Annotated in this window: 19 protein-coding genes and 2 pseudogenes; 11 read left to right on the top strand and 10 right to left on the bottom strand. The window is 73.7% G+C overall.

The window, feature by feature from the left end; all coding sequences use genetic code 11:
- The first annotated feature begins 118 nt into the window (after positions 1 to 118).
- From ACIG5E_RS26125 to ACIG5E_RS26105, 5 genes are read left to right on the top strand one after another with little or no spacing between them, the layout of a single operon-like run.
- Positions 119 to 1,702 carry an ABC transporter substrate-binding protein gene (locus ACIG5E_RS26125; protein ID WP_396537240.1) on the top strand — a complete coding sequence of 528 codons (1,584 nt, stop codon included), beginning with the start codon at positions 119 to 121 and terminating at the stop codon, positions 1,700 to 1,702.
- A 14-nt stretch (positions 1,703 to 1,716) separates the two neighbouring features.
- Positions 1,717 to 2,685 carry an ABC transporter permease gene (locus ACIG5E_RS26120; RefSeq protein ID WP_396537238.1) on the top strand — a complete coding sequence of 323 codons (969 nt, stop codon included), beginning with the start codon at positions 1,717 to 1,719 and terminating at the stop codon, positions 2,683 to 2,685.
- 1 nt (position 2,686) lies between these two features.
- Positions 2,687 to 4,543, top strand: a complete 1,857-nt coding sequence (locus ACIG5E_RS26115) for a dipeptide/oligopeptide/nickel ABC transporter permease/ATP-binding protein (RefSeq protein ID WP_396537236.1) — start codon at positions 2,687 to 2,689, stop codon at positions 4,541 to 4,543.
- Positions 4,540 to 5,331 carry an ABC transporter ATP-binding protein gene (locus ACIG5E_RS26110; protein ID WP_396537234.1) on the top strand — a complete coding sequence of 264 codons (792 nt, stop codon included), beginning with the start codon at positions 4,540 to 4,542 and terminating at the stop codon, positions 5,329 to 5,331. Before ACIG5E_RS26115 ends, ACIG5E_RS26110 begins: the two co-directional genes overlap by 4 nt.
- Positions 5,328 to 6,620, top strand: coding sequence for an NAD(P)/FAD-dependent oxidoreductase (locus ACIG5E_RS26105; RefSeq protein WP_396537232.1), 1,293 nt, complete (start codon positions 5,328 to 5,330; stop codon positions 6,618 to 6,620). The genes ACIG5E_RS26110 and ACIG5E_RS26105 overlap by 4 nt, the downstream gene beginning before the upstream one ends.
- Here ACIG5E_RS26105 and ACIG5E_RS26100 read toward each other — a convergent pair.
- Both ACIG5E_RS26100 and ACIG5E_RS26095 read right to left on the bottom strand, forming a co-directional pair.
- A pseudogene (locus tag ACIG5E_RS26100) lies at positions 6,610 to 7,374 on the bottom strand (alpha/beta fold hydrolase); the annotation flags it as partial. The gene ACIG5E_RS26105 and the pseudogene ACIG5E_RS26100 overlap by 11 nt on opposite strands.
- 387 nt (positions 7,375 to 7,761) lie before the next feature.
- Positions 7,762 to 8,658: pseudogene (locus ACIG5E_RS26095) on the bottom strand (type III PLP-dependent enzyme); the annotation flags it as partial.
- Between ACIG5E_RS26095 and ACIG5E_RS26090 the strand changes: the two are divergent.
- The 5 genes from ACIG5E_RS26090 (at position 8,649) to ACIG5E_RS26070 (ending at position 14,616) form a co-directional block, all read left to right on the top strand.
- A complete protein-coding gene (locus tag ACIG5E_RS26090) occupies positions 8,649 to 9,749 on the top strand; it encodes a glutamine synthetase (RefSeq protein ID WP_396537230.1) in 1,101 nt (366 codons plus the stop codon). The pseudogene ACIG5E_RS26095 and the gene ACIG5E_RS26090 sit on opposite strands and share 10 nt — an antisense overlap.
- Positions 9,750 to 9,971: 222 nt before the next feature.
- Positions 9,972 to 10,157 carry a hypothetical protein gene (locus ACIG5E_RS26085; protein ID WP_396537228.1) on the top strand — a complete coding sequence of 62 codons (186 nt, stop codon included), beginning with the start codon at positions 9,972 to 9,974 and terminating at the stop codon, positions 10,155 to 10,157.
- A gap of 389 nt (positions 10,158 to 10,546) precedes the next feature.
- Positions 10,547 to 12,685, top strand: coding sequence for an alpha-galactosidase (locus ACIG5E_RS26080; RefSeq protein WP_396537226.1), 2,139 nt, complete (start codon positions 10,547 to 10,549; stop codon positions 12,683 to 12,685).
- 168 nt (positions 12,686 to 12,853) lie between these two features.
- Positions 12,854 to 14,110: an SLC13 family permease gene (locus ACIG5E_RS26075; RefSeq protein WP_396537254.1), complete on the top strand. Its 1,257-nt coding sequence runs from the start codon at positions 12,854 to 12,856 to the stop codon at positions 14,108 to 14,110.
- 14 nt (positions 14,111 to 14,124) lie between these two features.
- Complete coding sequence (locus ACIG5E_RS26070; RefSeq protein WP_396537224.1) at positions 14,125 to 14,616, top strand: universal stress protein; 492 nt, start codon at positions 14,125 to 14,127, stop codon at positions 14,614 to 14,616.
- A 12-nt stretch (positions 14,617 to 14,628) separates the two neighbouring features.
- On the opposite strand, the gene ACIG5E_RS26065 is transcribed toward ACIG5E_RS26070, so the two are convergent.
- The 4 genes from ACIG5E_RS26065 to ACIG5E_RS26050 all read right to left on the bottom strand — a co-directional run bounded on the left by ACIG5E_RS26065 (position 14,629) and on the right by ACIG5E_RS26050 (position 19,982).
- Positions 14,629 to 17,184, bottom strand: coding sequence for a glycosyl hydrolase family 95 catalytic domain-containing protein (locus ACIG5E_RS26065; protein WP_396537222.1), 2,556 nt, complete (start codon positions 17,182 to 17,184; stop codon positions 14,629 to 14,631).
- 121 nt (positions 17,185 to 17,305) lie between these two features.
- Entirely contained in the window at positions 17,306 to 18,184 is an 879-nt protein-coding gene (locus ACIG5E_RS26060) for an amidohydrolase family protein (RefSeq protein WP_396537220.1), read from the bottom strand.
- A 55-nt stretch (positions 18,185 to 18,239) separates the two neighbouring features.
- The gene (locus ACIG5E_RS26055; RefSeq protein WP_396537218.1) at positions 18,240 to 18,971 is read right to left on the bottom strand and encodes a FadR/GntR family transcriptional regulator; all 732 of its coding nucleotides are present in this window, start codon (positions 18,969 to 18,971) and stop codon (positions 18,240 to 18,242) included.
- Between the two features lie 441 nt (positions 18,972 to 19,412).
- Complete coding sequence (locus ACIG5E_RS26050) at positions 19,413 to 19,982, bottom strand: hypothetical protein (protein ID WP_396537216.1); 570 nt, start codon at positions 19,980 to 19,982, stop codon at positions 19,413 to 19,415.
- A gap of 183 nt (positions 19,983 to 20,165) precedes the next feature.
- Here ACIG5E_RS26050 and ACIG5E_RS26045 point away from each other — a divergent pair, with 183 nt between their 5' ends.
- Entirely contained in the window at positions 20,166 to 21,116 is a 951-nt protein-coding gene (locus ACIG5E_RS26045; protein ID WP_396537214.1) for an alpha/beta hydrolase family esterase, read from the top strand.
- A 119-nt stretch (positions 21,117 to 21,235) separates the two neighbouring features.
- Here ACIG5E_RS26045 and ACIG5E_RS26040 read toward each other — a convergent pair whose 3' ends face one another.
- The 4 genes from ACIG5E_RS26040 to ACIG5E_RS26025 form a co-directional block, all read right to left on the bottom strand.
- On the bottom strand, positions 21,236 to 23,527 hold the full coding sequence (locus ACIG5E_RS26040; protein WP_396537252.1) for a glycoside hydrolase family 3 N-terminal domain-containing protein: 2,292 nt from the start codon (positions 23,525 to 23,527) through the stop codon (positions 21,236 to 21,238).
- A gap of 86 nt (positions 23,528 to 23,613) precedes the next feature.
- Entirely contained in the window at positions 23,614 to 24,432 is an 819-nt protein-coding gene (locus ACIG5E_RS26035) for a carbohydrate ABC transporter permease (protein ID WP_396537212.1), read from the bottom strand.
- A complete protein-coding gene (locus ACIG5E_RS26030; RefSeq protein WP_396537210.1) occupies positions 24,432 to 25,328 on the bottom strand; it encodes a carbohydrate ABC transporter permease in 897 nt (298 codons plus the stop codon). The genes ACIG5E_RS26035 and ACIG5E_RS26030 overlap by 1 nt, the downstream gene beginning before the upstream one ends.
- Positions 25,325 to 26,617: an ABC transporter substrate-binding protein gene (locus ACIG5E_RS26025; RefSeq protein ID WP_396537208.1), complete on the bottom strand. Its 1,293-nt coding sequence runs from the start codon at positions 26,615 to 26,617 to the stop codon at positions 25,325 to 25,327. The genes ACIG5E_RS26030 and ACIG5E_RS26025 overlap by 4 nt, the downstream gene beginning before the upstream one ends.
- Positions 26,618 to 26,784: the final 167 nt, after the last annotated feature.

The raw sequence follows: 26,784 nt of genomic DNA, 5'->3' as shown, positions 1-26,784 counted from the left end.
CCCGGCCGCCGCCGACGGCTCCCGGCCAGGCCGGCAGGCCACTCCGAGCATTCGAACACGCTTACCGCACCCGCCAGTTGACTCGCCACGGCCAAGCCCCGGTGGCACCATGGCCGCCATGCCCCGACGCACCCTGCCGGTCGCCCTGGCGGCCACCCTCACCGCCTCGGCCGTCGCGCTGAGCGGCTGCGGCGGCGTCGCCACCTCCTCGACGACCACCCCCCTGGTGGACCACGGGACCGTCCGGATCGCCGAGTCCAGCGAGACGCCCAGCTTCGACCCGTACTCCACCTTCGGGGCCAGCCAGGCCCGCTACGCCTACGACTCGCTGGTCAACATCGCCCCCGACGGCACCGTGGTCTCCGGCCTCGCCTCCTCCTGGCAGGCCACCACCACCACGGCCACCTTCACCCTCCGCCCGGGCATCACCTGCTCCGACGGCACCCCGCTCACCGCCTCCGCCGTGGCCCGGGCCCTCGACTACGCGAGCGACCCGGCCCACCAGCTGGCCGGCGCCCAGACCGTCCTGCCGAACGTCCCGTTCACCACGGAAGCCGACGACGGCGCCGGCACGGTGTCGGCGACCACCGCCGCGCCCTTCCCGTTCCTCACCCGCACCCTCGGCCTGCTGCCGATCGTCTGCCCCACCGGCCTCGACCGGCCCGAGGCGCTGGCCCGCACCACCCAGGGCACCGGCCCGTACGTGCTCACCCGCTACTCCCCCGGCGGGCCGTACGAGTTCACCGTCCGCGAGGGCTACACCTGGGGCCCGGCCGGAGCGACCACCGCCGCTCCCGGCCTGCCGGCCCGGATCGTCCTCTCGGTGGTGCCCCAGGCCTCCACCGCCGCGAACCTGCTGCTCACCGGGGGCGTCGACATCGCGAGCGTGAACGGGCCCGACCGTGCCCGGCTCACCGGCCACGGCCTGACCACCGAGGACGTGGCAACGGTGGTCGGGCTGACCTTCTTCAACCAGCGCCCCGGCCGGGCCCTCGCCGACCCGGCGGTGCGCCGCGCCCTGGTGTCCGCGCTCGACCGCCAGGGGCTCGCCAACGTCGCCGTCGGCGGCACCGGCCGGCCCGCCACCGACTTCGGCGCCGAGGGGGCCGTCTGCCACGCCGACCTCGCCGCCGCCAACCTGCCCGCCCAGGACGCCGCCGAGGCCCTGCGCGCCGCCGGCTGGACCCGCACCGGCACCGGCCCGCTCGGCAAGAACGGCCACCGGCTGAGACTGCGCCTGATCACCAGCCCGGACCTCGGCCCGACCCTGCCGCCCGCCGCCGAGCTGATGGCCCGGACCTGGACGGCGCTCGGCGCGGACGTCGAGCTGGTCACCGAGAGCCTGCCCGCCCTCGTCAACGCCATGTACCAGACCGCCGACTTCGACATCGTGGTCGGCAGCACCCCCGGCTTCGCCCTGCCCGTCGGCTTCATCCCGTTCTTCTCCGGCCCGACCCCCGCCCGCGGCCTCAACTTCGCGGGCGTCTCCAACCCCGAGTACGACGCCCTGGTCGCCCAGGCGCTCCGGGAGCCGGACACCACCGGCTGCGGCAGCTGGAACCGGGCCGCCGCCGCGCTGCTGCGTTCGGCCGACGCCCTGCCGATCGCCGACGGCCGGAGCACCGTGTACGGCTACCGCACCGCCTTCGCCACCACCTTCGGCGGCCAGCTCGTCCCCACCAGCATCCGGCTGCACCGATGAACCGGGGGCCCGCCGTGTCCTTGCCCCGCCTGCTGCGCCACCCGTGGACGGCCTTCCTGGCGCGCCGCACGGCCCGGCTGCTGGTCTCCCTCGCCGTCGTGCTCACCGCCTCGTTCGCAATGGTCCGGATCGTCCCCGGCGACCCGGTCCGCGCCGCCCTCGGCGTCGACGCCGCCCCCGCCCTGGTGGCCGCCCGCCGCCACCAACTCGGCCTCGACGCGCCCTTCCCGTCCCAGTACCGGCACTACCTCGGCGGTCTGCTGCACGGCGACCTCGGCACCTCGCTGGTCACCGGCACGCCGGTCGCGGAACTGGTCCGCACCCGGCTGCCCGCCACCCTGGAGATCGCCGGCCTGGCCTTCCTGGTCACCCTCGCCGTCGCCCTGCCCGGCGGACTGCTCGCCGCCGTGCGCACCCGCGACGGCCGGCACCCGCGCAGCGAGCTGGCCTTCACCGTGGTCACGGCCGGCCTGGCCGGGGTGCCGGACTTCGTCCTGGCCGCCGGGCTCACCGCGCTGCTGGCCGTCGGCCTCCAGCTGCTGCCGGTGGCCGGCGCCGCGGGCGCCGAGTCCTTCGTGCTGCCGGTCCTGGCGCTCGCCCTCGCGCCGACGGCCGTACTGCTGCGCATCGTCCGGGTCGAGGCGCTGAAGGTGCTGGGCGAGGACTACCTGCGCACCGCCCGGAGCAAGCGGCTGTCCCCCGCCCGCCGCTACCTGCGGCACGCGGCGCCCAACACGGCCACCGCCGCGCTCACCGTCGCCGGGAGCCTGCTGCCCGCGATGATCGCCGGCACGGTGCTGGTCGAGAAGGTGTTCGCCTGGCCCGGCATCGGATCGGCGCTGGCGCAGTCCGTGGTGACCCAGGACTACCCGGTGATCCAGGCGATGGTGCTGATTCTGGGCACCACCGTGCTGCTCTCCGGCCTGCTGGTCGACGTGCTGCTGGCGGTGCTCGACCCCCGTTCGACGATCCGGGAGAGCTGAGATGCACCTTCCCACCAGGTACCTCCGCTCGCCGATGGCCTGGATCTCGGCGGTCATGCTGGTCTCGCTGGTCGTCCTCGCGCTGGCCGCCCCGCTGCTGTGGGGCACGGCGGCCGACCGGCCCGACCCCTCGGCGGTCCTGCGGGGCCCGTCCGCGGCCCACCCGTTCGGCACCGACAACCTCGGCCGGGACGTGCTCGCCCGGGTCCTGACGGCCACCCGGCCCTCCCTGCTGCTCGCCCTGGCGGCGACCCTGCTCGGGGCCACCGGCGGCGTCCTGCTCGGCGCCGCCACCGCCGTCGTCGGCCGCCGGAGCCGACGGCTGCTCACCGCGCTGATCAACCTGCTGCTCGCCTTCCCCGCCCTGCTGATCGCGATGTTCCTCGCGGTCGTGTTCGGCGCGGGCGCCGGCGGGGCAGTGCTCGCCCTCGCCGTCGCGGGTGTCCCCGGCTTCGCCCGGCTCGCCCAGACGCTCGCCGCCGCGGTGGCCGGCACCGACCACCTGGCCGCGGCCCGGGTCCTCGGCCTGCGCCGGCACCGGCTGCTGTGGCGGCACGTCCTGCCCAACATCGCCGAGCCGCTGCTGCTGGCCACCACCACGGCGGCGGGCGCGGCGCTGGTCGCGCTCTCCGGGCTGAGCTTCCTCGGCCTGGGCGTCCAGCCGCCCGACTACGACTGGGGGCAGCTGCTCAACCAGGGGCTCGACCGGATCTACGCCGAACCGCTGCCCGCGCTCGCTCCGGGTCTGGCGATCCTCTACGCGGCCCTGACCTTCCAGCTGCTCGGCGAGGTCCTCGCCGGCCACGTCGCCCGGCGCGGCCCGGCGGACCGCACGCCCGCACCGCCGCCCACCCCGAGCGGGCCCGCCGAGGACGGCCTGGTGCTCCAGGTCGAGGACCTCGGCGTCGAACTCCCCACCCCGGACGGGCTGATCCGGCCGGTGCGCGGGGTGAGCCTCGCGCTGCGGCCGGGCGAGATCGTCGGGCTCGTCGGCGAGTCCGGCTCGGGCAAGTCACTCACCGCGCTGGCCATCGCCGACCTGCTCCCCGAACGGGCCCGGGTCACCCGGCGGACCCTTCGCCTGCTCGGCGCCGACCTCGCCACCATGACGCCCAGGCAGCGCGACCGCCACCTCGCGACCGGCCTGGCGGTGGTCTTCCAGAACCCGGCCTCCGCACTCAACCCCTCCCTGCGGATCGCCACCCAGCTCACCGAGGCCGTCCGGGCCCACCGCGGTGCGAGCCGCGCCCAGGCCGCCGCGCAGGCCGCCGACGCACTGCGCCGGGTCGCCCTTCCCCCCGCGCTGTTGCGCTCGCGCCCCCACCAGCTCTCCGGCGGCCAGCGCCAGCGGGTGCTGATCGCGGCCGGACTGATGGTGCGGCCCGGTCTGATCATCGCCGACGAGCCGACCACCGCGCTCGACGTCACCGTGCAGCGGCAGATCACCCGACTGCTCGCCGACCTCCGGAAGGAGACCTCCGCCGCCGTCCTGTTCATCAGCCACGACGTCGCGCTGGTCGGCGAGTTCTGCGAACGCGTCCTGGTGATGTACGCGGGCACCCTCGTCGAGACGCTGCCCGCCGACCGCCTCGCCACCGGCGCCCGGCACCCCTACACCCGCGCCCTGGTCGCCTCGGTGCCGGACCTCGCCGCGGACCGCGACCGCCCGCTGCCGACGGTGGAAGGCGCACCGCCCGACCCGCTCACCCCCGCCGCCGGCTGCCCCTTCGAACCCCGCTGCCCGCGCCGCCTGGACCACTGCGCCGAGCAGGCACCGCCGCTGGACGGCCTCGACGCCGTGCACCGGGTCGCCTGCTGGAACCCGGTGCCGGTGACGGTCGAGGCGGTGACGCCGTGACCACCCTCCAGCTCCGCGACCTCACCGTCCGCCACCACGGCCCACGCGGCCCGGTCACCGCCGTGGACGGCGTCTCGCTGGACGTCCCCTCCGGCAGCACGCTCGGGCTGGTCGGCGAGTCCGGCTCGGGCAAGTCCAGCCTGGCCCGCGCCGTCGTCGGTCTCACGCCCGTGCACGCTGGCCGGGTCCTGCTCGACGGCCGGGAGGTCCGGGTCCGCACCGTCCGCGACCGGCGCCGGCTCGGCCGGCTGGTCCAGGTCGTCCTCCAGGACCCGGACACCGCGCTGGACCCGAGGATGACGGTCCGCCAGACCCTGGTCGAGGCGGCCACCGCGTTCGACCGGCTCGACCGGCCGGCCCGTACCGAGCGCGTCACCGGCCTGCTCGGCCTCGTCGGCCTGGACACCCGGTACGCGGACCGGCTGCCGCGGCAGCTGTCCGGCGGCCAGCGCCAGCGGGTCGCCATCGCCCGTGCCCTGGCCGTCGGCCCGGGCCTGCTGATCGCCGACGAGATCACCTCGGCCCTCGACGTCTCGGTGCAGGCGGCCGTGCTCAACACGATCCGCGAACTCCAGCGGCGGCTGGGCCTGTCGATGCTGTTCATCGGCCACAACCTGCCCGCCGTCTGCCATGTCTCCGACTCGGTGGCCGTCATGCGGCACGGCCGGATCGTCGAGACCGCCGCCACCGAGACGCTGCTGCGCGCCCCGCAGCACCCGTACACCAGGGAGTTGCTCGACTCCGTGCCGCGCCTGCGCACCCGCCCGCCCGAGGAGGAATCGTCATGACCGCACCCCCACCCGATGCGGTGGTGGTCGGAGCCGGGGTGATCGGCTCGGCCGTCGCCCTCGAACTCGCCCGCACCGGACGGCAGGTGGTCGTCGTGGACAAGGCGGGTGCCCCCGGCCACGGCTCCACCGGCGCCTCCAGCGCGATCGTCCGGTTCAACTACTCCACCTTCGACGGCGTCGCCACGGCCTGGGAGTCCCGGCACCTGTGGACGGACTGGCCCGAGCACCTGCGGCTCGCCGGCCGCGGCCCGCTCGCGTCCTTCCAGCGCACCGGCGCCGTCCTGCTCGACTCCCCGGTGGCCGCGCCCTCCGAGGTCACCGCCCTGTTCGACCGCGCGGGCGTCCCGTACGAGCGGTGGGACGCCGCCGCGCTGCGCCGGCACCTGCCGGGGATCGATCCCGGGCGGTACTGGCCGCCGAAGCCGGTGGACGACGACGCCTTCTTCGCCGACCCGACCGGCGAGCTCGGCGCGCTCTTCACCCCGGACGCCGGGTTCGTCGACGACCCGCAGCTCGCCGCCCAGAACCTCGCCGACGCGGCGGGCGAGCTCGGCGCCCGCTTCCTGTTCCACCGGGCCGTGGCCGCCGTCGATCGGTCCGCCGACCGGGTGACGGGCGTCCGCCTGGCCGACGGCACCCGGATCGCCGCACCGGTCGTCGTCAACGCCGCCGGCCCGTGGTCGGGCGGCCTCAACCGGCTGGCAGGCGTCGGGAGCGACTTCACCGTCGGCGTGCGCCCGCTGCGCGAGGAGGTCCACCTGGTCCCCGCGCCCGGCGGGTACGCGCCCGTGGTTGCCGACCTCGACCTCGGCACCTACCTGCGGGCGGCCCCCGGCGGCCACCTCCTGATCGGCGGCACCCAGCCGGACTGCGACCCGCCGGAGTGGATCGACGACCCGGACGCCGCCGACCCCCGCCCCACCGCCCGGCGCTTCCGGGCCCAGGTGACCAGGGCGGCCCGCCGCTTCCCCGCGATCGGAGTGCCCAACCGGCCCCTCGGGACCGCCGGGGTGTACGACGTCGCGGACGACTGGACCCCGATCTACGACCGCACCGATCTCGACGGCTACTACGTCGCCATGGGCACCAGCGGCAACCAGTTCAAGAATGCCCCGCTGGTCGGCCGCTTCCTCGCGGCCCTGATCGACCTGGTCGAGGCCGGCCACGACCACGACGGCGACCCGGTCCGCTACCGCTGCGACCACACCGGCAACGTCGTGGACCTGGGCTCCTTCTCCCGACGGCGCCAGGTCCGGGCGGACTCCGCGCGGACGGTCATGGGCTGATCACACGCAGCTCCCGCAGCAGGTCCCCGACCACGCCGACCACGAACTCGGGCGCCTCGCGCGGGAAGTCGTGGCCCGTCCCCTCCGGCGTGTGCACCAGCCGGGACGCCGTCGACGCCGCCAGGTACCGGACCCTGCTCCTGAGATAGAAGCCGCTGATCCGCTCGGCCTCTGCCGCGCCCCGGGCCCCGGCCAGCACCGCCTCACCGCCGATGAGATCCCGGGGTATCACCAGCATCAGTGGCAGGTTTCCGAGGTCCCCGTCGTACACCACGGTCTCCCAGCCCACCCTGGCCAACCCGGACGGCGACAGCTCCGCGAAGATCGACGCGGCGGCGCAGCCCTGCCCGGTCCGCCCGCCGCGGCCGCGGTGCGCACCGAACAGCTGCCGCACCGCCGTCAGCAGGAAGCCTCGACGCATCCCCGCGAGCTGCCGGTTGGGCGGTGCGAAGGCGATGACCTCCAGGGGCGTCGGATCCAGCAGCACGAGGCCGGCCACCAGCTCCGGCCGGCGCCTGGCCACGTTCGCGACCAGTAATCCGCCGAAGGAATGACCGACGAACACGAACGGGGCCCGCTCCCCCGCCGCCTCCAGCGCGGCCGGCAGCTCCTCCGCCTCGACCGCCGTCGTCCGCGGGAAGGGCCCGACATCGCTCCAGCCCGTCCCGAGCCGGTCGACCAGCACCGACCGGGCCCGGGCCGACATCATCGTGTGCAGCTCGCGGAACTCCTCACCAGGGGCGTGCCCGCCGGGCATCCAGACCACCGTCGGCCCGCCCCCGGTCTCCCCCTCGCCCAGGACGTGCATCCGGTGGCCGCCCACGTCCACCAGCCGCCCCGGCGGCGGATTCACCCGTGCCTCCCGGGCCACCAGCACCAGGTGCCGAACGGCTCCCGCCCCCAGCAGCACACCGACGGCCATCACCAGGCCACCGAACGCCACCGCCCATGCCGCCCCCGCCCCGACCAGCCCGCCACCCACCGCCACCACCAGCAGCGCGACCGGCACCCCCAGCCAGTCCCGGCTCAGCAACGCGAGCAAGGAGTCCGCGACCCGTCCGTTCCGGCGCATCGGTCCTCCGCAAAGGCGCTCGAAAACCGGCCACTGCCAGTGTCCTTCCCCTATCCGCCCGGCACAACGCAAGGCTCCGTCGAGACGGTGACGGGAGGTGAGCCGGGCGACGTGGGCGCGGATCGCGCCGTGGTCGGCGACCAGGTGGCGCCCGGGTTCGAGCAGGAAGTCCAGCGGGGCGGCGTTGACGGCGCGCAGCCGTTCCATGCCCTCGCGGAGCACCGTGAACATCTTGTCCAGCGGTGGTTCGAGCGGGCGGCCGTGCCGGTCGAGCACCCTAGGGGCGGGCAGTCCGCCGCCGAGGTTGATCCGGTCCGGCACGATGCCACACCGGTTGAGCGCCTCCAGGACGGCGGCCAGCGAGTCGATCGCCGCGACCCAGGCCTCGGTGGTCATCTGCTGGGAGCCGACGTGGACGGACAGGCCGGAGGGCACCAGCCTGGCGGCGCGGGCGGCGCCGAGCACCCGCAGGGCGTCCTCGGGCGAGCAGCCGAATTTGTGGCTCAGGCCCCACAGGGCGCCCTCGCCGGTGGTCGCGATGCGGCAGAACACCCGGGAGCCGGGGGCGTGTTCGGCGATAGCGGCGACGTCCTCCAGGCTGTCGGTGGCGAAGTCGCGCACGACGAGGCGGTAGGCCTCGGCGATGTTGCGGTCGGACTTGATGGTGTTGCCGTAGTGGATCAGTTCGGGGGCGACGCCGGTGCGCAGCGCCTGGGCGATCTCCTGTGGGCTGGCCGCGTCGAAGCCGGAGCCGAGCCGGGCGAGGTGGTCGAGCACCTCGTCGACCGGGCAGGCCTTCATCGCGAACCGGACGGCGACGTCTGGCAGTTCGACACACAGGGCGGCGTACTGGCGGCCGATGCCGTCCAGGTCGTAGATGACGGTGTCCTCGGTGGCGGCGGCGAGCGCGGCGCGCAGGACGGCGTGGTCGTGCGGCTCGGGGCGGGGCGCGGTGGATGCGTGCACGGCGACCTGTGCGGTCGGGGGGCGGCGACCGGCTCACCCCGCTCGCCGCCCAGCCCGGCTGGGCCTGGGCCCCGGCCGACCGCTACACCCAGGACGGCACCCCGCACCCGGGCTGCCAGCGTCACTTCGCCCGCCAGGCCACCAAGGCCCTGGAGCAGCGCGGGCTTTCGGTGCGAGCCGGGATCGAGGTCGAGTGGGTGGTGGCCGATGCCGCCGGGGACCCCGCGACGGTCGGGCCCGGGTACGGGATGGCCCGCTTCATCGAGCACTCCGACTACCTGCGGGCGGTGCTGCGCGCCCTCACGGACCAGGGGCTGGCCGTGCTCCAGGTCCATCCCGAGTACGCCGCCGGGCAGTTCGAGGTCTCGGTCGCCGCCGAGGGGCCGGTCGAGGCGGCCGACACCACGATGCTGGTGCGTCACACCATCCGGGCCGTCTCCGCCCGGCACGGCCTGCGGGTCTCGTACACGCCCCTCTTCACCGAGGGCTCGGTCGGCAACGGCGGACACCTGCACCTCAGCCTCTGGCGACAGGGCCGGAACCTCGGGCACGGCGGCCCCGGCCGCCACGGGCTGCACCCAGAGGCCGAGCAGTTCCTCGCCGGCGTACTGGCCGAACTGCCCGCCCTGCTCGCCCTCGGCGCGCCCAGCGTCGCCTCCTACCTGCGGCTGGTCCCCTCCCACTTCGCCGGGGCCTACCGCTGCTGGGGCCTGGAGAACCGTGAGGCGGCGCTGCGCCTGATCACCGGCTCCGCCGCCGGGCAGGCCAACGCCGAGCTCAAGTGCTTCGACGCCGCCGCCAACCCCTACCTGGCGATCGGCGGCGTGCTGGCCGCCGGACTCGCGGGCCTGGACGCCGGCCTGCCCCTCCCGCCCGAGACCCCGAACGACCCCGCCGGCCTCGGCGACGCCGAACGCCTCCCGGCGAGCCTGCCGGAGGCGATCGACGCGTACGAGAAGTCCGCCGTCCTGCGGCAGGCACTCGGCCCCGAGCTGTATGAGACCGTGCTGGCCGTCCGGCGGGCGGAGGCGGAGCTGTTCGCGATGCACACCGATGCGGAGGTCATCGACGCCGTCCGCTGGCGCTACTGACGAGCAGTCGGCTTGCGTACGCCCCCGGCCAACCGTGTGCTGCGGACCCTCGACCAGGCGACCAAGGAGGTCCGTGAGTGGAGCCTGCGGAAGAAGGTGGAGCAACGCGGCCGACCGACCCGACCGGGACCGCCCGGGTCCTGTGCCGGACGTGGGAGAACTCCAGAGGAAGCCGGCTCGGTGCGGCGCGGGGCGCGGCACGTCGACGCCGGACGGGCGGTCATGACGGAAACCGAAGGGCTGGGCGGGGTCGTAGGTGACGAGGACGCGCTCCAGCAGCGCGGGCAGCCGAGCGGTGAGGCGCTCGTCGCCGCTGTCACGGGCCATCAGGAACGCACCCCGGTGGAAGTAGATCCCCAACTCGGCGTCAGTACGACGACGGAGCCGCGAGCGCCGTCGTCGTACTGAGCGTGAGATCCGCAGTCGCGGCGGCGACGACCCCTGGACGCTCGACAGGAACACGCATGCCAAATGTTCCGGTCGTCCTATCCATGGGATGTTCAGCGCAAGGGCGGACGTGCTATCTCTACGAGTGCACTCTGTCGGCCAGGCCTGGAGTCGACTTGCCCACACGGGGAACCGGCATTGGCCAATGCGTCAGACAGGGGCAACTTGTTAGCGTTCACATAACACTGGCCAAAAGGTGGACAACCCTGTGCGAGCAAGGCACGGCACGGCTCGTTGACCGCTACGGTGACCGCATCAACCCCCGTGTCCCCCGGCTGCCGTACTGCCCGGGGCGCGGCTCGGCGCCCGCCGGGCACTTGACCAGGACCCACCCCCTGAACGAGGACGGAATGACTGAGTCGAACCTCGTCGTGCTGTCGGCCGGTGACGCGGCCCTCGCGCTCGACATCACCGGAGCCGACATTCCCCGGGTGCTGCATTGGGGCGTCGATCCCGGCTACCGTGCCGGCGACGCCGCGCAGGTGCTCGACGCCATGGGCCGGGCACCGCGCCACCAGGCCGGGAGCCTGATGCCCTCCCAGGGGCAGGGCTGGTTCGGACGGCCGGCCCTGGCCGGGCACCGCGACGGCCGGGTCCGCCCCCCGCGTTTCGAGCTCGCCGAACCGGTCAGTGTGCGCGCCCAGGACGGCAGGGGCGGCTCCGTCCACGTACGGGCCCTGGACCGTGGCGCGGGGCTCGCGCTGGACACCGAATTGCAGATGACGGCGCACGGTGTGGTGCGGCTACGCCATGCCCTGACCAACACGGCCGCGGACGCCTACACACTGGACGCGCTGGCGTGCGTGCTGCCGGTACCCGCGCACGCCGCGGAGCTGCTGGACTTCGCCGGCCGCTGGGCCCGTGAGCGCTCCCCGCAGCGCGCCCCGCTGCGGCAGGGCGTGTGGTCGAGGGAGAGCCGCCGTGGCCGCACCGGCTTCGATGCCGGGCTGCTGCTCGCCGGCACCGAGGGCTTCGGCTTCCGTCACGGCCAGGTCTGGGGCGTGCACTCCGCCTGGAGCGGCAACCACGTCCAGTACGCGGAGCGGCTGGCCGACGGGACGACGGTCCTCGGTGGCGGCGAACTCCTGGACGCGGGTGAGATCCGGCTGGCGCAGGGCGAGTCCTACCAGACCCCGTGGGTGTACTTCGCGACCTCCGACACGGGTCTGGACGGGATCAGCCGCGGATTCCACGACATGCTCCGAGCCCGGCCCCGGCACCCGGCCACCGCCCGGCCGGTCACCTTGAACATCTGGGAGGCGGTCTACTTCGACCACGACCCCGAGCGGTTGCGCTCCCTCGCGCACACCGCGGCGACGGTCGGCGTGGAGCGGTTCGTCGTGGACGACGGCTGGTTCCGGCACCGCCGCCACGACCGGGCCGGCCTCGGCGACTGGTACGTCGACGAGAAGGTGTGGCCCGACGGACTCCGCCCGCTCGCCGAGCACGTCCACGGGCTCGGCATGCAGTTCGGTCTCTGGTTCGAGCCCGAGATGGTCAACCCCGACTCCGACCTGGCCCGCGCCCACCCCGGCTGGTTCCTCGCCGATCCCGAGCGCCTCCCGTACGAGCAGCGCAACCAGCATGTCCTGGACGTCGCGCACCCCGGCGCCTACGCCTACCTGTTGGAGCGGATCAGCACCCTGATCAGCGAGGTGGGCATCGACTACCTCAAGTGGGACCACAACCGCGACCTCGCCGATGCCGTCCACGACGGCCGACCCGGCGTGCACGCGCAGACGACGGCGGTCTACCGGCTCCTGGACGAACTGCGCGGCCGCCACCCCGGGCTGGAGATCGAGTCCTGCTCCTCCGGCGGGGCCCGCGCCGACCTCGGCATCCTGGAGCGCACCGACCGGATCTGGGGGTCGGACAACATCGACCCGATCGAACGCCAGGCCATCCAGCGCTGGACCGGCCTGCTCCTGCCCTACGAGCTGATCGGCTCCCACGTCGGCTCCGCCCCCGCCCACATCAGCCACCGCGACACCACACTCGCCTTCCGCTGCGCCACCGCCCTGTTCGGCCATGCCGGCATCGAGTCCGACATCTCGCGCTGGTCGCAGGACGACCTCAGCGCGCTCACCGCGTGGGTCGGCGCCTACAAGCAGCTGCGGCCGCTGCTCCACGGCGGCGACGTCGTCCGCACCGACCACCCCGACCCGGCCGCGTGGGTCCACGGCGTCGTCTCCCGGGACCGGACCCACGCCGCCTTCGCCTACGTCCAGCTGGAGACCTCAGTCGCCGAGAACGGCGCGCCCGTACGTCTCCCGGGCCTGGAGCCCGCGACCCGCTACGCCTTGCGCGTGCGCCCCGAACTCTCGTCCCCCGAGCACATGTGGCCGGCCTGGGCACGGCGGACGACCCCGCTCACCGTGACCGGCCGGTACCTGGCCCACGTCGGCCTGGCCGCCCCGCACCTGGCCAACCACCCCGGCCACGGGCTGGTGATCGAAGCGCAGGCGCAGCCACCCGCCTCGCAGGAGTAGACCCCAGACCCTCGCCCACCGCGCCGGTACCCCGCACCGCCTTCGTGCCGGCCGCGTGGGCCGCCTGGCCATGCCCCAACTGATGGTCGGGCTGAACTGATGTGCCGCGTTCCGGAAGGCTCTGGTTCGATGGGGGCACCGTCACCGCCGCCTGCGAGGAGCAAGACCCTGAGTACGTCGTTCGCCGAGGCCCTGTCCGTGGGGCTGCTGGTTCTGGTGCTGGTCTGTGCGGTGGTGCGGCCGTGGGGCTGGCCGGAGGCGGTGGTCGCCGTCCCCGCCGCGGGACTGGTGGTCGGCACCGGTGCGATCCCGCTCGACCACGCGCTGGCCGAGACCGGACGGCTGGGGCCGGTGGTCGGGTTCCTGGCGGCCGTGCTGGTGCTGGCCAAACTGTGCGACGACGAGGGGCTGTTCCAGGCCTGCGGGGCCTGGATGGCGCGCGCCTCCGCCGGTAGTCCGCAGCGGCTGCTGGCGCAGGTGTTCGTGGTCGCGTCGGTGATCACGGCCGTGCTCAGTCTGGACGCCACCGTGGTGCTGCTGACGCCGGTGGTGTTCGCCACGGCGGCCCGGCTCGGCGCCCGGCCCAAGCCGCACCTGTACGCCTGCACCCACCTGTCGAACACCGCCTCGCTGCTGCTGCCGGTCTCCAACCTCACCAATCTGCTGGCCTTCGCCGCCAGCGGGCTGAGTTTCACCCGGTTCGCCGCGCTGATGGTGCTGCCGTGGCTGGCGGCCATCGCAGTCGAGTACCTGGTGCTGCGCCGGTTCTTCGCCGCCGACCTGCACGCGGGCGCGCCGGCCCCGGCCGCGTCGGCGGCGCCGGAGCTGCCGCTGTTCGCCCTGGTCACGGTGGCCGGCACGCTCGGCGGCTTCGTGCTGACCTCCGCGCTCGGGGTGGACCCGGCCTGGGCGGCGCTGGCGGGCGCGCTGGTACTGGCGGGCCGGGCCCTGGCCCAGCGGCGCACCACCCCGGCGGCGATCGTCCGCTCGGCCGCCGTGCCGTTCCTGGCCTTCGTCCTCGCCCTCGGCGTGGTGGTGCGGGCGGTGGTCGACAACGGGCTGGCCTCGGGGCTCGGGCACCTGCTCCCCCACGGCACCTCGCTGCCCGCCCTGCTCGGCACCGCGGCGCTGGCGGCCGTGCTGGCGAACGTCATCAACAACCTGCCCGCGACCCTCGTCCTGCTCCCGCTGGCCGTCCCGTCCGGTTCCGGCGCCGTCCTGGCCGTGCTGCTGGGGGTGAACATCGGCCCCAACCTGACCTACGCCGGTTCCCTGGCCACCCTGCTGTGGCGGCGCATCGTCCGCGAGCACGACACCGACATCGGGCTGGGCGAGTTCACCCGGCTCGGACTGCTCGTCGTGCCCGCTGCCCTGACGCTGGCCGTGGTGGCACTGTGGGGGTCCCTGCAAGTCATCGGAGCGTGAGGAGGCTGACCGCCGTGACGGTCGTCGTCTGGATCACCGAGGGCACCTGGCCCGCCTGCGTCGACGCCGCCCGCGCCCACGCGCCACAGGACGCGGAGATCCTCCTGCTCCACGTCAGCGGCCAGGAGGTGTCCGGCGTCGCGCACGGAGCGTTCGCCGGCCTACTCGGCCGCGGCCGCCGCGAGCGGGACCCCGGCAACCGGGTGGAGGCCCTCGCGGCGGCCTCGGCCCGGCACCTCCTCGACGACGCCGCCGAGCGCCTCGGCCGGCCCTGCGCCCGCCTGGAGCGCACCGGCCGTACCGAGCACGAGGTCCTGACCGCGGCGGACGGGGCCGATCTGCTCGTCCTCGCCCGCGACGGCGACCGTACCCGTCTCGGGCCGCACAGCCTCGGCCCCGCCACCCGCTTCGTCGTCGACCACGCCCCCTGCCCCGTGCTGCTGGTCTGGCCGGAGCCCGCCCCCGGCACCGACACCCTTCCGCCCCCGCCGCACCATCACCCGTGACGTACCGGCAGGTCAGTGGCCGACGTCCGGCCCCGGATAGCTGAGCCGGTGGCGGCTGCCTGCCGCCAGACGCAGCCGCAGACGCCGCGCGTCGCCCGCAACCGCGGCCACCTCAACCCCCGCGGCCAGGTTGCCCTCCTCATCGGTCACGACGGGAAGGCCCCCGCGCTCGGGCAGGTACAGGTCGACCGTGGTGTCCCGGGCGGCGCGCAGTTCCGCTCCGGTCAGCATGCCCCGGCGCCAGCTCAGGCCGACCGTGAGCCCGCCCCGAGCACGCAGGCCGCGGACGTCGCCGTCCGGCCAGGACGGCGGCAGTGCGGGCAGCAGCCGCAGGATGCCGTTGTGGCTCTGCAGCAGCGACTCGGCGATGGCGGCGGTGATGCCGAGGTTGCCGTCGATCTGGAAGAGCCGGGGCGGGTGCAGGTCGAGGAGGTTGGGGGCGATCGAGGTGGCGAGCAGGCGCTCGACGGCGTGCCCGGCGAGAGCGCCGTCGCCCAGGCGGGCGGCGAGCGCGGCGACCCAGGCGAGGCTCCAGCCGGTGCCGCCCCCGCCGTGTTGCAGGCGGCGGTGCAGGGCGCGGCGGGCCGGGTCCAGCAGGGTGTCGTCGCCGAGCGGGTCGACGGCGCTGCCCGGGTAGAGGCCGTAGAGGTGGGAGAGGTGGCGGTGGCCCGGGTCCTCCTCGGGGGGGTCGTCCCGCCATTCCAGCAGGCGCCCGTCGGCGGCGAGGGCCGGGGGCCGCAGCCGGGCATGGACGCCGGCCAGTTCCTGCGCCAGGCCGTGGTCGACGCCCAGCTCGCGGGCGGCCGTGACGGTGTTGTCGAGCAGTTCGGCGGTGAGCCAGTAGTCCAGGGCGCAACCGGCGTCGACGGCCGCCAGGGTGCCGTCGGGGAGGCGGAAGTGGTGCTCGGGCGAGGTGGACGGGCAGGTCACCAGCGTGCCGTCGGCGTCCTCGACCAGCAGGTGGGTGAGGAAGCGGGCCGCCTCGCGCATCACGGGGTAGGCGCGGTCGGCGAGGAAGGCGCGGTCGCCGTGGAACAGGTGGTGGTCCCACAGGTGGGCGGCCAGCCACGGGCCGGCCATGGGCCAGTGGGCCCAGACCGGTTCCCCCTGTACGGGGTTGGTGGCGCGCCAGAGGTCGACGTTGTGGTGGCAGCACCAGCCCGGGGCGTCGTAGTACGTCCGCGCGGTGGAGCGCCCGGCTTCGGCGAGGTCGGCGACGAGATCGAACAGCGGCGCGTGGCACTCGCCCAGGCCGGTGGTCTCGGCCGGCCAGTAGTTCATCTGGAGGTTGATGTTCGACGTCCAGTCGGAGTTCCACGGCGGGGTGACGTCGTTGTTCCAGATGCCCTGGAGGTTGGCGGGCTGGGTGCCGGGCCGCGAGGAGGCGATCAGCAGGTAGCGGCCATAGGCGAAGAGCAGGGCCGCGAGCCCGGGGTCCGCGTCGCCCGCGTTCGCGGCGGTGAGGCGCTCGTCGGTCGGGCGCTCCGCTGCCGCCCGGGCCGCCCGGTCGTGGAGCCGGAGTCCGGCTGCCCTGAAGAGCCGCTGGTGGTCGGCCGTGTGGGCGGCGCGCAGCTGGTCGAATCGCCGTCCCCCGGCCTCGTCCAGCCACCGGTGGGCCTCGGCGAGCGCCGTCTCGGGGCCGTCCGGCCGACGACGCCAGTCGCGGTACCCGGTGCCGACTGCGACCAGCAGCACCGCCTCGTCGGCTCCGGTGACCTCGATCCCGCCGTCGAGGGCGCCGATGCTCCCGCTTACCGTCCGCACGCTGACGGCGGCCGCGAACCCCGTACCCTCGTCCTCGCGGTGCACCGTCGACCCTCCGCGCCAGGAAGCGACGCGCACCGGGGCACGTCCGTGGACCGACAGGGTGGCGCTACCGGGTTCGGTGGTCCGGGCCGCAGCCGGGTGGGGCGTCGTGAAGCTCGCGCGGAAGGAGAGGGCACCGGGCGTGTCCGCGCTGAGGCGGACGGCCAGCACGCCCGCGGGGGCGGAGACGAAGCTCTCCCGCCGGTACCGCACCCCTCCCGCCGTGAACGACACCGTGTGCACGGCCTCGTCGAGGTCCAGGGAGCGGCGGTAGGCGGCGGCGTCGTCCTCGCCGCAGGACGGGAAGGTGAGCAGGAGGGTGGCCAGCGGCTGGTACGCGTCCGTGTCGGGGCCGGCGAAGTGGGCGGCGGCGATCGCCTGGGCGCCGGCGTGGTCGCGGTGGCGCAGCACCGCCTCCCGCAGGGCGGGCAGGTGGTCGGCGGCACCCGCCCGGTCCCGGGGGCCCGGCCCGCCGGACCACAGGGTGTCCGCGTTGAGCTCGAACCGCTCGGTGTGCACGCCCCCGTACGTCATGGCGCCGAGGCGGCCGTTGCCGAGCGGCAGTGCCTCCAGGAAGCCGTCGGCGGGGCGGCGGTACCAGAGTGTTTCCGCAGCGGGCTGCTGGGTGTGCGTCAGCACGGTGTCCATCCGGTCGTGGGCGGTGCGCTGCCCGTCGCGGGTCAGTACGGGCCGGAAGAAGGCGGTCAGGGGGCGGTACTGGCGTTCCCGTGGCGATCGCCGCCCGGACGGGGGTGTCCGCACGTCAGAACTCCTCGGCCGCGGCACGCCGTTCATGGTTGAGCCCGGCCGGAGACGAAGCCGTCCTCGACGGACGGGTCGATGTCGGGGTCGAGCCCGGTCTCCCCGTAGGCGAGGCGGACCTTCATATCAGCTCCTCCCCGAGGCCGGACGGGGCCGGTTCAGCCAACCCGTAGGCCCGGGCCGCCGTGCCGCCGAAGACCTGAGCGCGCTCGTGCGGATCCAGTTTCTCCGTCAACTCACCAGCGGTACCGACTACTTCCTCGTAGGAGGCGGCCAGCAGACAGACCGGCCAGTCGGAGCCGAACATCATGCGCCCGGGCCCGAAGGCGTCCAGGGCGGCGTCGGCGTACGGGCGCAGATCGGCGACGCACCAGGCGTCCCGGCGGGCTTCGGTCACCAGGCCGGAGAGTTTGCAGAAGACGTTGGGCTCGCCGGCCAGCTCGCGCAGTCGGCCGGCCCAGGGCTCGAGTTCGCCGCGCGCGATCGGCGGCTTGGCGAGGTGGTCGAGGACGAACGTCTGGTCCGGCAGGGCGCGCACGGTATCGATGGCGGCGGGGAGTTGGTGGGGCAGGACGAGCAGGTCGTAGCGGAGGCCGGCCGCGCCGACCGCGCGCAGTCCGCGCCGCACCTCGGGTCGGGCGAGCCAGGCCGGTTCGGCTTCGCCCTGGACGAGGTGCCGCACGCCCACCAGCCGTTCGCCGCCCGGCCCCTGCCGCAGTTCGGCCAGGGTGTCGGCGGCTTCGGGCGCGGTGAGGTCCACCCAGCCGACCACGCCGGCGATCAGCGGCTCGGCCGCGGCCAGGGCGAGGAACTCCCGGGTCTCCGCCAGGTCCGGCAGGACCTGCACCAGCACGGTGCGGTCGATGCCCGCCGCGCGGGCGTGGGGGGCGAGGTCGGCCGTCCCGAAGTCGCGCCGGATCGCTGCCGACTCCGGTCCGTCCAGCCAGGCCTGCGGGCGCCGGCCCAACTCCCACACGTGGTGGTGCGCGTCGACTCTCATGGGCGATCGCTCCTCGGTCGATGGTCGTCGATGGCTACGGAGGGGTGACGGCGAGTCAGGAACGGGAGTGGTCCGGCTGTCGCCGGGGCGCGCCGGGGGTCTGCTCCCCCTCGGCCAGGTGCTCGCGAAGCCAGCATTCGGTGGTGTTGACGTGCATCAGGGCCGCGGCCTGGGCGAGGTTGGGATCGCGGGCGACCAGAGCCCGGTAGATCGCCTCGTGCTCGGCGATGGTCCTCCTGGCCGCGTCGGCGTCGGTGAGTCCGCGCCAGACCCGGGCCCGCAGGGTGCGTCCGGAGACGTGCTCCAGCAGCGTGGCCAGGGTCTCGTTGCCGGTGGCGTGGACGACCGCCCGGTGGAAGGCGGCGTCGTGGCAGGTCAGCAGCTCGACGTCGTCCTGCGCGTCCCGCATGGCCGACAGGTGCCGTTCGATCTCGGCGAGGTCCTCGTCGGTACTGCGGGTGGCGGCCAGCGCGGTGGCGGCCGGCTCGAACAACCGGCGCACCTCGGTGAGCTCCAGGACGGTGTCCCCCTGCAGCAGTTCGACCGCTCCGCCGAGCCCTTCCAGCAGCAGACCGGGGGCGAGGCTCGTCACATACGTCCCGTCGCCGCGCCGGATCTCCAGGACCCGGGCGACGACCAGCGCCTTGACCGCCTCGCGCATCAGGTTCCGGGACAGGCCGAGCTCGGCCGCGAGCTGCTGCTCGGGGGGCAGCTTCGCCCCGGGGGGCAGCTCGCCCTCCCGGATCATCTGGCGGATTCGGGCGATTGCCTTGTCAGTCAGGGACACGGCGCCAACGTAGCAGGTGGTCCCATGTCCTGGAAGAGAGGGCGACCTCCCTCCCGCGCCAACCGGCCTATCCAGCCTGGCTGTTCACTGATCGGCTTCCTCGCATCCGGGATACCCGGGGCTGGATCCATCCCATGTATCGACTCAAAGCGGCCGAAGAACCGGCAGCGCAGGATTCGGCGCAGGCCGTCGTCCGGATGCCGTTCGCGCCGATGGTGCACGGCGGACCGACCCGGGTGTTTCACCCACTCGGACGGACGGCGTGCGCCACTTCGCCCGCAGCACCCGGGTGCGGGCGCCCCGCCAGGTCGTGCTCACGCGAACCACACGTGATCTCCGCAGAAGCCTCGCGCCGGGCCGGTGTCGCACGCGGGGCAGATCTGCGTAGGCTCCGCAGATCACCCGTCGCGGCATGCGGGCACCTACGGAAGATCGAATGAGTTACTGCACGCTCTGCCAACGGCATCTCAACGGCGCACTCTCCTGCCCCGGCTGTGGGAGGCCGAAAGAAGCGCTCCCCCAGCAGGAGCCCGAACGCCAGGTCGCGGACCCGCCCACCGCGGCTCCCGCACCCCGGAGGGCCCGGCGGCGAACGACCCGGCGGCGCGGCGCCCGGCTCGCCCTGGCCGCGCTCGGTGTGGCGGCGGGCGGACTGGCCACCGCGGTGGTGGCCTTCGGCCAGGACGATGGCGCGACGTCCCCGCTCCCGTCGGGGAGTACGACGGCGTCCACGTCGACGGCCACGCCGTCCACCCGGGGGCCGGTGAGCGTTCCCACGACGGCGACGGCCGCGCCGAGCGCAGCGAGCCCCCTGGCGCAGCCGTCGGTCACCAGCACCCGGCCCAGCGCGTCCAGGACGACCGCCACCCCGTCACACGCCGCCCCGACCGAACCAACCCCTCCCCAGCCCACGACGCCCACCACGACGCCGCCCACCCGGCACTCGCCCAGCCCGGGCGCCCCCACGGCAACGGCAACGCCGGCCTGCAAGCCGTTCCTCTTCTGGTGCACCTGACCCTCCGCGCCGTCCGTCGCGGGGAAGAAGGCCGTCCGCGCCGCCGTCACCGTGAAACTTTCACCGGCGGGACCGAACCCACCGGCCGTATCGCCGGGATGCCGCGAAGGGGCCTTGGCCACTCCTTGACGGGCAGCGGTCACTGATGCAGCGTCGACAGCCCGTGGAGAAGAGGTTCCATGCTGCGTTCCCGGTACCTGAAGTCCCGCCTGCTCGCCGTACTGCTGGCGATCGGCGCCGCGTTCGGGGTGAGCGTGTCCGTCGCTCCCCAGGCCGGCGCCGCCTCGTTGACCCGGATCACCGGCTTCGGCAACAACCCGACCAACCTGCAGATGTACGTGTACGTGCCGAACAGCGTCAAGGCGCACCCGCCGATCCTGCTGGCACTGCACGGCTGCCAGGGCTCCGGGCCCTACCTGTACTCCAGCACCGACTTCGGAGCGCTGGCCGACCGGTACGGGTTCGTCGTCGTCTACCCCTCGACCAGCCCCGGCGGCAGTTGCTGGGACGTCTCGTCCGACCAGGCGCTGACGCGCAACGGCGGCAGTGACCCGGTCGGGCTGATGTCGATGATCACGTACGCCGAGCAGCACTACGGCGGGAACCCCGACGCCGTGTACGTCACCGGCGAGTCGTCGGGAGGGATGATGACGAACGTCATGCTCGCGGACTACCCGGACGTGTTCAAGGCGGGCTCCGCGTTCATGGGCGTGCCCTACCACTGCTTCCACACGGGCACCGTGCGCGGCTGGAACGGTCCCTGCGCCGGGGGCCAGATCTCCATGACCGCCCAGCAGTGGGGCGACCTGGTGCGCCGTGCCGATCCCGGCTACACCGGGCCGCGCCCCCGCGTGCAGTTGTGGCACGGCACCGCCGACCCCATCCTGAACCACCGCGATCTCGGCGAAGAGACCAAGCAGTGGACGAACGTCCTCGGAGTGCGCCAGACCCCGTCGTCGAGTGACACCCCTGTCACCAACTGGAACCGGGCCCGGTACGCCGACCGCTCCGGCATCACCCAGGTCGAGACGTACAGCATCGCCGGCGCCGGGCACCAACTGCCGATCCAGGGCACGCCGATGGCCGCCTACGCCGTCCACTTCATGGGGCTGGACGGCAGCCGCGGCTGAACAGGGCTTCGGGGCCGGTCTCCGCCGCCGTTGCGGGACCGGCCCCGAAGCATCCGCCGTCCCCTGCGGCGGCCGACGAGGCCGGGGAAGAGCCGGTCGGGTTCGCGGAGCTTCCTCCGTTACGGGGTCTCGGCCGGTGGGAGGTCGTGGACGGTGACGGTCGGGTGCAGTCGGCGGGTGTGGCCGAGCGGGCGGACCGGGCCGGTGAGGCGCAGCGGCACGGTGAGGCGGGGCTCGGTGCTGGAGGCGGAGATCCGCAGTTCCAGTGCGCCGGGTTCGACGATCCGCCGGCCGTCACGGCCGGTGAAGGAGGCCAGGTCGGCAGGGAGGGTCAGCTCCACCCGGCAGCCCGCTCCGGCGTCCAGCGGGATCCGGCGGTAGCCGATCAGCCGCTGCACCGGCTGGACGACGCTGGCCACCGGGTCGTGGAGGTAGAGCTGCACCACCTCGACGCCCGCCCGCGCGCTGGTGTTGCGCAGTTCGAAGGCGAGCCGGAACGTGCCCTCGGTGCCGGTCTCGGCCACCTCCACCTCCAGGCCGGACCACGTGAACGCGCTGTAGCCGAGCCCGTGTCCGAAGCCGAAGGCGGGTGTCGGATCGGTGCTGGAGACCTCACCCGCCTGGGCCAGCCGCGCGGCCAGGTAGGTCGAGGGCTGGACCCCGGGGTGGGCGGGGACGGAGACGGGCAGCCGCCCGGACGGGTTGACCCGCCCGCTGAGCACGCCCGCGAGCGCCTCCGTACCGGCCTCGCCGGGGAAGAAGCACTGGACGATACCGGCGGCCTCGGTGACGGCGCGGCCGAGCGTGTAGGGGCGCCCGGCCAGCAGGGTGACCACCACGGGCGTCCCGGTGTCCAGTACCGCCTCCAGCAACTGCCGCTGTCTGCCGGGCAGTTCGAGCGAGGCGGCGTCGCAGCCCTCGCCGCTGGTGCCGCGCCCGAACAGCCCCGCCCGGTCGCCGAGGGCGAGCACCACCACGTCGGCCCGCTCGGCGGCGCGCACGGCTTCGACGATGCCTGCGGTGTCCTCGCCGTCGACCGTCACGCCGCGCACCGTGCGCAGCTCGCTGCCGGGGAACTCGGCCGCCAGCGCCTCGCGCAGGGTGGGGAGTTCGATGCCGAGCGGGGTATCGGGGTGCTGGCTGCCGACGTGCACGGGGAAGGAGTAGCAGCCGAGGACCGCGGTGGGTTCGTCGGCGTTCGGGCCGATCAGCGCGATCCGGGTGGGCTCGCGCAGCGGCAGCAGGCCGTCGTTGCGCAACAGCACCACAGCCTGCTCGGCGAGTTCGGCGGCGAGCGCGCGGTTGGCGGGCCGGTCCAGGTCGATCAGGCCGCGCAGCGCCCGCGGCTCGCTCAGGTCCATGTCGGCGAGGGCGCCCGGTACGGGGGTCCAGTCGGCGTCCAGCAGCCCGAGTTCGGCCTTCTGGACGAGGACGCGGCGCAGCGCCCGGTCGATCAGCCGCTCCGGGACGCCTCCCGCCACGACCGCGTCGAACAGGGGCGGTCCGAAGGTGTTGACGGTCGGCAGCTCGACGTCGACCCCGCTCTCCAGCGCCAGGGCGGCGGCGTCGGACCAGTCGTCGGCCACGCCGTGCAGCGTCTTGAGGAAGGCGATGCCGAAGTAGTCGGCGACGACCGTTCCGGTGAAGCCCCAGGTGTCCCGGAGCAGTCCGGTGAGCAGGTCCTGGTCGGCGGCGGAGGGGAGGCCGTCGGTGTCGGTGTAGGCGTGCATGACCGAGCGGGGGCGGCCTTCGCGGACGGCCATCTCGAAGGGCGGCAGGATGACGTCGGCGCGCTCGCGCGGGCCCATCGAGACGGGGGCGAGGTTGCGCCCGGTGCGGGAGGCGGAGTACCCGGCGAAGTGCTTGAGGGTGGCGACGATCCCGGCCGACTCCAGGCCCTGGACGTAGGCGGTGGCGACGGTGCCGACCAGGTACGGGTCCTCGCCGATCGTCTCCTCGACCCGGCCCCAGCGGGCGTCGCGGACCACGTCGAGCACCGGCGCGAGGCCCTGGTGCACGCCGACGGCCCGCAGGTCGCGGCCGATGGCGGCGGCCATCGTCCGGACCAGCTCCGGGTTGAAGGCGGCGCCCCAGGACAGCGGTACGGGGTACGCCGTGGCTCCCCAGGCGGCGAAGCCGGCCAGGCACTCCTCGTGGGCCAGGGCCGGGATGCCGAAGCGGTTGGCGGCGGCGATCCGCTGCTGGGTGCGCAGCAGCGAGAGCGCACCGATCGCCGGGTCGACCGGAACGGTGCCGAACGGCCGGGTCAGCTGGCCGAGCCCGTAGGGCAGGAGGGTGTCGAGGTCGGGTGGCGGCTCCATCTCGTGCTGGTGGGGGGCGACTTCCTCGCCGTCGGCGTCGGCGCCGACCCAGACGCCGACCAGTTGGGCGGTCTTCTCCCGCAGGGTCATCGCGGCGATCAGGGCGTCGGCCCTGGCCTCCGGGGTGAGCGAGGTGTCCCGCCACGCGGGTGCGGGCTCGGGGTTGCGGTGGTCGTTCACTTTCCTCCGACCCCCGTCAGGCCCTGGACCAGGGCGCGGCGGGCGAACAGGTAGACGATGAAGACGGGGAGCATGGAGAGCACCACGGCGCTGAGCAGTCCGGGCACGTCCACGCCGTGCTCGGTCTGGAAGTCGTACAGGCCGAGGGTGATGACCTTGGTGGAGTCGGACTGGGTGAGGATCAGCGGGAAGAGGAAGCCGTTCCAGGCCTGGAGGGCGGCGAAGACCGTGATCGAGGACAGTCCGCCCTTGGACAGCGGGAGCACCAACTGGCGGAACACCCGTGCAGGGGACGCGCCGTCCATGGCCATCGCCTCGTACAGCTCGGGGCCGATGTCGCGCATCGCACCGGTCAGCACCAGGGTGCAGACCGGCAGGCAGAAGGCCGCGGTCGGGAGGATGATGCCGATCAGGTGGTCGTACAGGCCGGTCTTGCTGATGACGTAGAACATCGGCACGATCACCGCCTGGGCGGGGATCGCAAGCCCGAGCAGAAACAGCCGGAACACCCAGCCGGTCGCCCGGCCGCGGGCGCGCACGATGGCGTAGGCGAGCGGCGGGACGACCAGCAGCACGATGGCGATCACGCCGGCGGTGACGGTCAGGGTGTTGAGGAAGTCCTGGCCAAAGCCGGTCGAGAGGTCGGTCAGGTAGTTCTGCAGGGTCCACTGCGCGGGCGGCTTGAGCGGGCCCTCGGTGGAGTAGTCGGCGCGGGTGCGGAAGGTGGCGATCAGCAGCACGTACAGCGGCAGGCCGACCAGCACCAGCCACACCAGGGAGCCGAACCCGGCCAGGACGTTGGGGCGTCGTCGCATCACAGGCCCTCCGTGGTGCCGCGCATCCGGTCGTAGCCGGAGAGCCGGACGACCGCGAGCGAGATCAGGGTGGCGACCACCACGAGGACCAGTGCGATGGCCGAGCCCGTGCCGAAGTCGAAGCCCTTGAAAGCCTTTTGGTACATGTAGTAGGCGGTGACGGTGGTGTCCGTGCCGGGGCCGCCCTGGGTGAGGATCAGCACCGTGTCGAAGGTGGTCAGGCCGCCGACCACCATGAGGATCACCGAGGTGATGATCGTGTTGCGCAGCTGCGGCAGGGTGACGTGGAGGAACTGCCGTACCCGGCCCGCACCGTCGACGGCGGCGGCCTGGTAGAGCACCTGGGGGATGGCCCGGGCGCCGCCCTGGTAGATCAGCGCGTGCAGCGGGGTGAACTGCCACACGCCGACGAAGGTCAGCACCCCGATCGCCCCGCTCCTGCTGCCGAGCAGGTTGCCGTCGCCGAACAGCCAGGTGAGCTGGGCCGGTACGCCGAAGTTGGGGTCGAGGACGGCTCGCCACACCACCGCGACGGCGGTCGCCGAGAGCAGCAGCGGCACGAAGTAGATCGCCGAGAGCACGGCGCGGTTGCGCTGCTGCCCGGCGGCCCAGACACCGAGCAGGATGCTGATCGGCGTCTGGGTCACCACGCCGAGGGCGGTGAGCAACAGGGTGGTCCAGACGGACTGGAGCATCACCGGGTCGTGGAACAGGGCGGTCCAGTTGTCCAGGCCGTTGAAGCGCGGTTCGCCGACGCCGTCCCAGCTGGTGAAGGAGAGCACGACGACCAGCAGCAGCGGTGTGAGCGCGAACAACAGGAAGAACACCGCCGCGGGGAGCGCCCAGACGAAGCCCGGGCGGGTCGCCTCCGCGCCGGGCCGCGCACCGCGCGTCATGAGGTCGGCAAGGCCTGCATGGCCTTGATGAAGCCGTCGGCGTCGAGCCTGCCGTCGAAGAACTGCTGGACGGCGGTGTGCATGGGGGTCATGGCGCTCGGCGGGTAGGCCTGGTCCCAGGAGAGCTGGAAGGAGGGGGCGGCCTTGACCAGCTGGTACTGGTCCTTGGAGTACCCGGGGCTGGCCGAGAGGTCGAAGAAGTCGGCGGTGCTGGTGGTGGTCGGCAGGTTGCCGATGGCCAGTTGGGCCTTCACGAACTCGTCGGAGTACATCAGTTTGAGGAAGGCCGCGGCGGCCTCCGGGTGCTTGGTCTTCTTGAGTACGGAGTAGAAGTTGTTGGTGTTGCCGACGACGTCGGCCGGGTCGCCCTTGCCGCCGCTCAGGGCCGGGAAACCGGTGTAGCCGAGGCCGGTCTTGGCGAAGTCGGGGTTGGCGTCCTGCTGGGTGGAGTAGTACCAGGAGCCCATCAGCTCGAAGGCGGCCTTGCCCTTGGCGACCAGCGCCGGTGAGCCGCCGTCGGTGAACTTCACGGAGTCGTAGTTGCTTCCGAAGGCCCCGGCGTCGACCAGCTGCTTGAGGGTGTCCAGTGCCTTTCGGCTGTCCTCGCTCGCCCAGGCCTCCCGGTCGCCGCCGAGCGCGCGCTGGAACAGGCCGGGGCCGGCGATCCGGTCGTAGAGGTACTCGAACCACATCAGGGTGGGCCACTGGTCGCCCCCGCCGAGCGCGATCGGGGTGATGCCCTTGGCCTTCAAGGTCCTGGCGGCGGTGACCAGTTCGTCCCAGGTCTTCGGCGGGGTGAGCCCGGCATCCGCGAGCACCTTCTTGTTGTGGAACAGCAGCACCGGCTGGGTGCCGCGCATCGGCACTCCGTACGGCTTGCCGTCCACCACCGCCGAGTTGAAGACCGCGGGCAGGAAGTTGTCCTTCAGTCCCTGGTCCTTGGCGATGAAGTCGTCCAGCGGTAGCAGCAGGCCCGCCTTGACGAACGGCTGGATGGAGCCGCCGCCCCAGTTGAAGAAGACGTCGGGGGCCCGCGAGGTGTTGATCACGGTCTGGAGCTTCTGCTGGTAGTCCGCGCCGGGGACGGTGTCGAGTACCGCCTTGACCTTGGACGTCCGGTTGAACGTCTCGACGATCTGCTTCTCGACCTTGTTGCCCGCGTCACCGTAGACCAGCACGTGGATCGTGCCGTCGCCGGCGTCGGAGGAGGAGCCCCCCGAGCCGCAGGCGGCGGACGTCCCCAGGACGAGTGCGGTGACGGCGGTGATGGCGGCGACTCTCGATCGCATATCCTGCCCTCTGTCTCGAATGTTTCGAGTAAGTTGCCGAATGTTGTGGGAAACCTAGATCCGACGTGACCGTCCGTCAAGAGACCCGACGGGGTCGGCCTCGACTCGTCGGGGGGCTAGCATCCGTGCGGTACGGCCGCCCTCGGCCGTCTCGTACAGCCACCCAC

The sequence above is a fragment of the Kitasatospora sp. NPDC053057 genome (assembly GCF_044546945.1).
GTDB lineage: Bacteria > Actinomycetota > Actinomycetes > Streptomycetales > Streptomycetaceae > Kitasatospora.
The sequence above is the reverse complement of the archived record's forward strand: the minus strand, read 5'-3'. Positions and strand labels throughout refer to the sequence as shown.

Coding starts and splice junctions, on each gene's coding strand:
- ACIG5E_RS26060 (WP_396537220.1), bottom strand. CDS start 18,184: ATGAGAGTCGACGCGCACCACCACGTGTGGGAGTTGGGCCGGCGCCCG.
- ACIG5E_RS26090 (WP_396537230.1), top strand. CDS start 8,649: ATGCGTGCACGGCGACCTGTGCGGTCGGGGGGCGGCGACCGGCTCACC.
- ACIG5E_RS26080 (WP_396537226.1), top strand. CDS start 10,547: ATGACTGAGTCGAACCTCGTCGTGCTGTCGGCCGGTGACGCGGCCCTC.
- ACIG5E_RS26035 (WP_396537212.1), bottom strand. CDS start 24,432: ATGCGACGACGCCCCAACGTCCTGGCCGGGTTCGGCTCCCTGGTGTGG.
- ACIG5E_RS26115 (WP_396537236.1), top strand. CDS start 2,687: ATGCACCTTCCCACCAGGTACCTCCGCTCGCCGATGGCCTGGATCTCG.
- ACIG5E_RS26085 (WP_396537228.1), top strand. CDS start 9,972: ATGACGGAAACCGAAGGGCTGGGCGGGGTCGTAGGTGACGAGGACGCG.
- ACIG5E_RS26030 (WP_396537210.1), bottom strand. CDS start 25,328: ATGACGCGCGGTGCGCGGCCCGGCGCGGAGGCGACCCGCCCGGGCTTC.
- ACIG5E_RS26025 (WP_396537208.1), bottom strand. CDS start 26,617: ATGCGATCGAGAGTCGCCGCCATCACCGCCGTCACCGCACTCGTCCTG.
- ACIG5E_RS26045 (WP_396537214.1), top strand. CDS start 20,166: ATGCTGCGTTCCCGGTACCTGAAGTCCCGCCTGCTCGCCGTACTGCTG.
- ACIG5E_RS26040 (WP_396537252.1), bottom strand. CDS start 23,527: ATGACCCTGCGGGAGAAGACCGCCCAACTGGTCGGCGTCTGGGTCGGC.
- ACIG5E_RS26105 (WP_396537232.1), top strand. CDS start 5,328: ATGACCGCACCCCCACCCGATGCGGTGGTGGTCGGAGCCGGGGTGATC.
- ACIG5E_RS26125 (WP_396537240.1), top strand. CDS start 119: ATGCCCCGACGCACCCTGCCGGTCGCCCTGGCGGCCACCCTCACCGCC.